Raw genomic sequence first — 7347 nt, forward strand, 5'->3', positions numbered from 1 at the left:
ATGACGGCTACCAGTGTTCCCGGTGCGTCGGCCGGCGGAACCTACGGAACCGAAGGTTTGTTGCTACAAACAGAAGACAACGACCGAGATCGCATGTTTAATAGTGGTGCAGGTCACACAACGATCACGAACGCTCTACCCCTTCCGTCCACTCAAGCAAAGGAGGTGACCCATGCTTGCCAGTACCCCCAGTGCGGATGTTTCCATCAACACAGACCAGAACCGATTCGAGTTGAGGCTCAACGGCGACCTGGTGGGAATCGTTGGCTATTACGAGGTCGAGCCCGCAGCCACCCGCGGTCCTCGCACTCACGTCGTATCGTTCATGCACACCGTCGTCACCGAGGATTTCGGACATCAGGGCCTCGCGGCCATCCTTGTGCGCAGATCGCTGGACACCGCGCGTTCCTACGGGTGGAAGGTCAAGCCGGTCTGCTCCTATGTGCAGCGGTTCCTGTCGGCCAATCCGCAATACGCGGACATCGCCGTTCCGGTTTAGGCCTCATGCGGCGCGGGTTGGGGCGTAACGATTGCGCCTCGACACGGAGTCGAATTGTCATCCGGGCTCGATTCGTCCACGTTGACCGTGGCGACACTGATCTCATGGTGACATGGATCACAGGCCACTCGACTCGGCTCACGCACCGACTGCCACAGCGGCCGTGCGCATCGAGGACAACGTCACGCACAACCGCTTCGACCTCTTCGTTGCCGACGAGTTGGTCGGCATCCTCGGCTACCGCGACGCGGGCGACGGCACGATCGCCTTCATGCACACCGTCGTCAAGGAAGATTTCGGCGACCGAGGATGGGCCGGCGTGCTCGTGCGCGGCGCGCTCAACACCGCACACGACCGAGGCTGGCGCATCGTTCCCATCTGCACCTACGTGCGCCGCTACCTCGCTCGCAATCCGGAATTACTCGACCTCGTTGCCGACTGATCGCGACGCCGGGGTGTAGCAAGAGCACTGCTCTTGCAATGTGTGCGGCCGAAGTGAATACTGCCCTCATGGGAGAGCGTCGCTCTCCGCAATCGTGAGGGGCGCCGATGATCACCCGTTCGACTGTCGTACTACTCGTTGCCACAGGCATTCTGTTCGCGATCTACCCACTCCTCAGGCCGTATTCGTCGGAGATGGGCCGCGCAGGCGCCGAAGCGTTCGCCTCGCCATGGTGGGTTGTGGCCCACGTCAGCGCGACACTCGGGTTTCTCGCCCTCGCCCTGTTCGTCCGTCAGGTCCGAGCGGGCACGCTGGTCGAAGTGACCACGCTAGTGGGCGTCGCACTGGTTCTTCCGTACTACGGCGCCGAGACGTTCGCGCTGCACGCCCTGGGCACCGAAGCCCTACAGACGGACACCTCTACCACCGGTAGCTCCGACCTCGTCGCGCTCGCCGAGCCGATTCGCTACGGAGCCGTGCAGGTCACCATGTTCGGCGTCGGCCTTGTTCTCGTCGCAGTGGGAGCGGTGGCGTTCGCCCTCCGAACCGGCGGCCGCGGGGCGCTGCTGTTCGCGGCAGGCTTCCTGCTGTTTCTGCCTCAGTTCTTCGCGCCGCCGTGGCTACGCATCGCCCACGGACTGTTGATCCTCGTCGGCGCACTCCTGATGGCCGTCCAGCTGCTCCGGCACGCGCACGAGCATCGGGCAACCGACGATCAGGAGATCTCGACGACGACCGGGGCGTGATCGCTGGCGCCCTTGCCCTTGCGCTCCTCGCGGTCGATCGACGCGCCGGTGACCCGCGCCGCCAACGCAGGAGATGCCAGGGCCATGTCGATACGCAAGCCCTGCTTCTTCGGGAATCGCAACTGGGTGTAATCCCAGTAAGTGAACGTCCGCGGCTCGGGGGTGAACCGGCGAGTCACCTCGGTGAAACCGACTTCCGAAAAGGCCGCGAATGCCTCGCGCTCCGCAGCGGACGTGTGCGTCTTGCCTTCGAACAGGGCAGGATCCCACACGTCGTCGTCCGTCGGCGCGATGTTCCAATCGCCGACCAGCGCGATCTGCGCCTCCGGATTCGCCGACACCCACGCCTGCGCGTCGGCCCGAAGCTTCGCGAGCCACTCCAACTTGTAGGTGTAATGCGGATCGGCCAGTTCGCGGCCGTTCGGCACGTACAGACTCCACACCGTGACGCCACCGCACGTGGCACCGATGGCACGCGCCTCCTGCGCAGCTTCGACCTCTGGATCCTTGCTGAAACCAGGCTGATCCTCGAACCCGATACGCACGTCGTCCAAGCCCACCCGCGAGACCAACGCGACGCCGTTCCACTGGCTCAGCCCGACGTGGGCCACCTCGTAGCCGATATCGGTGAAGCGCTCGTACGGGAACTGATCATCCTTGCACTTGGTCTCCTGCATCGCGAGGACATCGACGTCCGATCGCTGCAGCCAGTCGACGATTCGATCTTGCCGAGAGCGGACGGAGTTCACGTTCCAGGTAGCCAAGCGCACGCACGACACCCTAGTGGCTCAGGTGGACTGCTCGGCATAGCGGTAACCGTGATGCCGCTCGAACCCCAAGCCGGTGTACATGCCGACGGCCGCCGCGTTGCTCGCAGCGACCTGCAGGTAAGCATGCGTTGCGCCCCTGCCTCGTCCCCAGGCGACGAGCTCGCCGCAGATGCGGGTGCCCAGGCCGTGCCGACGGTGCTCCTCGGCCACTTCGATCGCGGTCAGGCCGACCCAGCGCCGACCGTCCGAGGCGTCCGTCACCGCGCCACGCCCGATCGCCAGGGTCGTCGACGCATCTCCGATTCGTGCGAAGCCGGCAATCCCGTCGCGAACGGCGGTGACGACCTCGACGGCGTCCGCGGGCAGCGGCCGACCTCGGTAGCGGTAGAGGCCCAGCCAATTCTCGTCGGGCCGATCCGTCGTCACCGACAACGTGTCCTCGGGCAGCGCCAAGCGGGAAATGTCCGCGGCCATCACGAGAGTCTCGTCCCGCGTCGACCACATCGGCGGAACCTGACCGAGTCGGTCGGGTAGCAGCAGCACCGGACGCAGGCCGCGCGCGGTGAACCACTCGGAGATCGCGTCGACGGACGCCGTCGACGCGTGCGGTTCGAGTGGGACCGCCGAATTCGCTCGACCGGTGAATCCGTGCCCAGCACGCAGGAGCCAACCGTCCATCCACTGCTGCTCGACACCGGGCCAACCGTCCGCGGCTGCCCGTTCGAGCGCGCGAATCTCCGACGTCCGAATCGGGCGCGCTCCCAGAGCCTTGAGTGCAACGACACGGTCACCCGCCACCGAGACGACGCGACCGTCCGACGCGCGCACCGACACGACGGCGTCGTCCACGGCGATCAACTCGCCGATGACATCGGTCATCGGATGACTGTGGCCGGGCGGCAGCCGGTAGCGCATCGTCACCCGCGTCCCGATGGGAACAGCTGCGACCACTCAGTCTTCGTCTTCGTCGTGACCGAACGGATCCTGAACTGTGCCGGGGATCCAAGACAGACCCGGCTTGCCCCAGCCGGCCCGCTTGATGGCCTTCTTCGCAGCGCGCGCGTTACGACCGATCAACACGTCCACGTACAGGAAACCGTCGAGGTGTCCGACCTCGTGCTGCAGCATCCGCGCAAAAAAACCCTTGCCCTCGATGACGACGGGGTCGCCGCCTGCGTCGGTGCCGGTGACGCGCGCCCAGTCGGCACGCCCCGTCGGGTACTGCTCGCCGGGGACGGACAGGCAGCCCTCGTCGTCGTCCTCCGGATCGGGCATCGTCTCCGGGATGGCCGACGTCTCGAGAACAGGATTGACGACCTCGCCCTTTCGGCGAATGATCTTTCCGTCCGGGCCTTCGTCTGGGCAGTCGTAGATGAACAACCGCAGCGGAACGCCGACCTGGTTGGCCGCGAGTCCGACACCGTTGGCGGCGGCCAGAGTCTCGTACATGTCCGCGATGAGTTCGGCGAGCTCTGCGGGGGACTTGTCGACCGGTTCGGTCGGGGTGTGCAGGACCGGGTCGCCGACGATCCGGATCGGGAGAATTGCCATGGTCGACAAGAATACTGGCGTGCGCATGTGCCTCGTGCATCCGGTGACACAGTTTCGTGCCGGTAGACGTGGGGTGCGTGCGGCGCGGAACACGCGCGACTCGCCGCACATACTGCGAGCAACGCGCGCGTCGCGGACACCGTGGTTGAATAAGGGCCGAAACACACGTGTGTAATTCGCGCCGATTCCCACTCGCTCGAAGTGGCGTCGACGCGTCGAGGGGGGCCTTGCATGGCGGCACAGGCAGTATCACGAGCACAGAGCGGGACCCGCTGATGCGGGTCCGAGAAGTCGAGGAGTGAGATGGACGGCGCAGCAGCGCGTGACGCGAACCAGTCTCAGCAGTCGGACAAATCACAGAACATCAACGAGGTCGGCGAAGACGGCCTGACCCGCCGCGAACACGACATTCTCTCCTTCGAACGCCAGTGGTGGAAGTACGCGGGCGCGAAGGAAGAAGCAATCAAAGAACTGTTCTCGATGTCTGCCACGCGCTACTACCAGGTGCTCAACGCGCTGGTGGATCGGCCCGAGTCGCTCGCGGCAGACCCGATGCTGGTGAAGCGACTACGCAGACTCCGTGCCAGCAGGCAGAAGGCCAGGGCTGCTCGACGCCTCGGCTTCGAAGTCTGAGCCGACTTTCGGTGACGGTCACCGGGGCCTGCGCACCTTCGGTGTGCAGGCGGCCGGGACCGATCAACTAGTGTCTTCGAATGTGAGCAGTCCTAACCCGGAATCGTCCGGCCCACCGCTCCGCGCTCTGGCAATGGTTCTCATCTCGCTCGCGATCTTGTTCGCAGCGATCGGCGCCCTGTCCTTGACGGGCTCGGACGACAGCGAAGAATCCGCCGGGAGTGCCTCGAGCGAGGTTGCGCCCACCGAGACCGCGTCGGCGCCGAACGCAGCAGGACAGGCCCCCGCTGCAGGTCAGAGCGGTACAGCGAGTGGCGGCACCACAGCTGCACCGACCACGACTTCCGGCTCGCCCACCGCGGCGGATCCGTCCGACGTCGAAGTGCGCGTATTAAACAACAGCGACGTCTCCGGCCTGGCTGCCGAGACCGCCGCGACGCTCACCACCGACGGTTGGACCGTAGCCGAAACCGGCAACTACAGCGACACCCAGATCCCGGCCACCACCGTCTACTACGGCACCGCGTCCGGCGCCCAGGCCGCAGCCCGCGAAATCGCTCAGCAGCTCGGTGCAACGGCCGAAGCCCGGCCCGCGACGCTGTCCGCCTTCGGTAACGGCGTGATCGTCATGGTCACCCAATAGTTCATGGTCACCCAATAGTTCATGGTCACCGCACAGGTCGCCGTCACCCACTGGATATGATCGACCCAACCTGCACTCTGCCCCACGAAGGAGCACGTTTCATGGCACCGACCAGCACAACCCGATCGACTGCCCGCTCCTGGCGTCTCGCAACCCCGGTGGTTGCTGTCGCGGCATTCGGGTTGGTGGCATGTACCGCTCCCGAGACCGCGTCGGACGTTCCAGGCACCGTTCCTCCCGTATGGACCGGTCAGGAAGACCCCAGTGGTGAAGGCGTCGCCGCAGACGCCCCCGAGGGTCGAAGCGCAGAAGGTGCACTCGAAGCAGAGCTCAAGAATGCAGCGGGCGCCACCGTCGGCACAGTGTCGTTCGCAGAAGAGGGCAGCCACCTCCTCGTCACCGTCGAAGCCGAAGACCTCGAGCCCGGCTTCCACGGCATGCACATCCACACCGCAGGCGAATGCGAGACCAACTCGGTGGCACCCACCGGCGGCGAGCCCGGCAACTTCCTTTCCGCGGGAGGTCACCTCCAAGTGGACGGACGCACCGAGCACCCCGCCAGCGGCGACCTCACCTCGCTGCAGGTCCGTGAAGACGGCACCGCCATGCTCGTCACCACTACCGACTCCGTGACCATGGACGACCTCCGCGCTGACGGTGGACGCGCAGTCATCATCCACGAGAACGCCGACAACTTCGCCAACATCCCCACCCGCTACACCCTCCCCGACGGTGCAGCAGTGCCCGACATGAACACGCTGATGACCGGTGACGCCGGCGGACGCGTGGCGTGCGCCGTCCTGGAATAGGTGGACACCCCTCAAAGGCCGGCAAGTCCAGCCCCCGCGCCTGCTACTCCGAGTCGCTCCGCAGGCTCCGCTCCTGCCATCCACTTCGAGAGTTCCCCCCGACCCACGCTCGGCGTCGAGTGGGAAATCGCGTTGGTGGACAAGGGAACTCTGGACCTGGTCAACTCGGCCGCCGACGTGATGGACGGCGTGACCGAGCTGGCCGGAGAGGAAACACCGCGGGTCACCAAGGAGCTGCTGCGCAACACCGTCGAACTCGTCACCGGTGTGTGCGAGAACGTTGGTGAAGCGATGGACGACCTCGGTGAGTCGCTCGATCTGGTTCGGCGTGCAGCGGACCCGCTCGGGATCGACCTGTTCTCGGCGGGAACGCATCCGTTCGCCGAGTGGTCGACCCAAGTGCTGACGCGCTCGCCGAGCTACGACGAACTCATCGCCCGCACCCAGTGGTGGGGTCGGCAGATGCTCATCTGGGGAGTGCACGTCCACGTCGGTGTCTCGTCCCCGGACAAAGTATTTCCCATCCTCAATTCGCTTCTGCTGCAATACCCGCACCTGTTGGCGCTGTCGGCGTCGTCCCCCATTTGGGCGGGTTCCGACACCGGTTATGCCAGCAACCGCGCCTTGATGTTCCAGCAGCTTCCGACCGCTGGATTGCCGTTCCAATTCGAGAACTGGGGACAGTTCGAGGGTTTCGTTCGAGACCAGATGAAGACGGGTGTCATCGAGCAGCTCGGCGGCATGCACTGGGACATCAGACCGGCACCCAAGTGGGGCACCATCGAAGTCCGCGTGTGCGACGGCGCGTCCACCAAGGCCGAGCTCGCGGCGCTCGTCGCACTGACCCATTGCCTGATCGTCGACCTCGACCAGCGGCTCGAAGCCGGCGAACAACTGCCGAGTATCCCGCCGTGGCACGTCCAGGAGAACAAGTGGCGTGCCGCGAGGTACGGCCTCGATGCGGAAATCATTCTCGACGCGGACAGCAACGAACGTCTCGTCACCGACGACCTGAACGACTTGCTCGAACGGCTGACGCCGACAGCTGTGCGCCTCGGATGCGCCGACGAACTCGCTGCTGTTGCCGACATACCGCGGCGTGGCGCGTCGTATCAGCGGCAGCGCCGCGTGGCCGCCGAAACGGGCGGGGACTTGCGGGCCGTGGCTCGGTCCTTGGTGAACGAACTACGATCGTGATCTTCGCCGTTCAGAAGTAGTTCATCCAGCGTTTACTATTGACGGCGTGCTTCAGGG

General features: G+C 65.2%; 10 protein-coding genes. 7 read left to right on the forward strand and 3 right to left on the reverse strand.

What is annotated here, in order from left to right:
- Positions 1-172 precede the first annotated feature (172 nt).
- From WBQ44_RS08590 to WBQ44_RS08600, 3 genes are all read left to right on the forward strand, one after another.
- Positions 173-499, forward strand: a complete 327-nt coding sequence (locus WBQ44_RS08590) for a GNAT family N-acetyltransferase (protein WP_495566287.1) — start codon at positions 173-175, stop codon at positions 497-499.
- 112 nt (positions 500-611) lie between these two features.
- Positions 612-941 (forward strand): GNAT family N-acetyltransferase, encoded by a 330-nt coding sequence (locus WBQ44_RS08595; RefSeq protein WP_495566288.1) that lies wholly within the window; start codon positions 612-614, stop codon positions 939-941.
- Between the two features lie 107 nt (positions 942-1048).
- Entirely contained in the window at positions 1049-1687 is a 639-nt protein-coding gene (locus tag WBQ44_RS08600; RefSeq protein ID WP_495566289.1) for a hypothetical protein, read from the forward strand.
- Here WBQ44_RS08600 and WBQ44_RS08605 read toward each other — a convergent pair.
- From WBQ44_RS08605 to WBQ44_RS08615, 3 genes are read right to left on the reverse strand one after another with little or no spacing between them, the layout of a single operon-like run.
- The gene (locus tag WBQ44_RS08605; protein ID WP_495566290.1) at positions 1657-2457 is read right to left on the reverse strand and encodes an exodeoxyribonuclease III; all 801 of its coding nucleotides are present in this window, start codon (positions 2455-2457) and stop codon (positions 1657-1659) included. The genes WBQ44_RS08600 and WBQ44_RS08605 overlap by 31 nt on opposite strands.
- Before the next feature lie 18 nt (positions 2458-2475).
- Positions 2476-3408 carry an N-acetylglutamate synthase, CG3035 family gene (locus WBQ44_RS08610; protein ID WP_495566291.1) on the reverse strand — a complete coding sequence of 311 codons (933 nt, stop codon included), beginning with the start codon at positions 3406-3408 and terminating at the stop codon, positions 2476-2478.
- A complete protein-coding gene (locus WBQ44_RS08615; RefSeq protein ID WP_495566292.1) occupies positions 3409-4008 on the reverse strand; it encodes a peptide deformylase in 600 nt (199 codons plus the stop codon). It abuts the gene before it with no gap.
- Positions 4009-4311: 303 nt separating this feature from the next.
- Between WBQ44_RS08615 and napA the strand changes: the two genes are divergently transcribed.
- From napA to WBQ44_RS08635, 4 genes are all read left to right on the forward strand, one after another.
- Positions 4312-4641, forward strand: a complete 330-nt coding sequence (gene napA, locus WBQ44_RS08620) for a nucleoid-associated protein NapA (RefSeq protein WP_495566293.1) — start codon at positions 4312-4314, stop codon at positions 4639-4641.
- An 82-nt stretch (positions 4642-4723) separates the two neighbouring features.
- Complete coding sequence (locus WBQ44_RS08625; protein WP_495566294.1) at positions 4724-5284, forward strand: LytR C-terminal domain-containing protein; 561 nt, start codon at positions 4724-4726, stop codon at positions 5282-5284.
- 101 nt (positions 5285-5385) lie between these two features.
- Entirely contained in the window at positions 5386-6093 is a 708-nt protein-coding gene (gene sodC, locus WBQ44_RS08630) for a superoxide dismutase[Cu-Zn] (protein WP_495566295.1), read from the forward strand.
- Between the two features lie 78 nt (positions 6094-6171).
- The gene (locus WBQ44_RS08635; protein WP_495566296.1) at positions 6172-7290 is read left to right on the forward strand and encodes a glutamate--cysteine ligase; all 1119 of its coding nucleotides are present in this window, start codon (positions 6172-6174) and stop codon (positions 7288-7290) included.
- Positions 7291-7347 lie beyond the last annotated feature (57 nt).

Source organism: Rhodococcus sp. (in: high G+C Gram-positive bacteria), from assembly GCF_049591685.1.
Classification (GTDB): domain Bacteria; phylum Actinomycetota; class Actinomycetes; order Mycobacteriales; family Mycobacteriaceae; genus Rhodococcoides.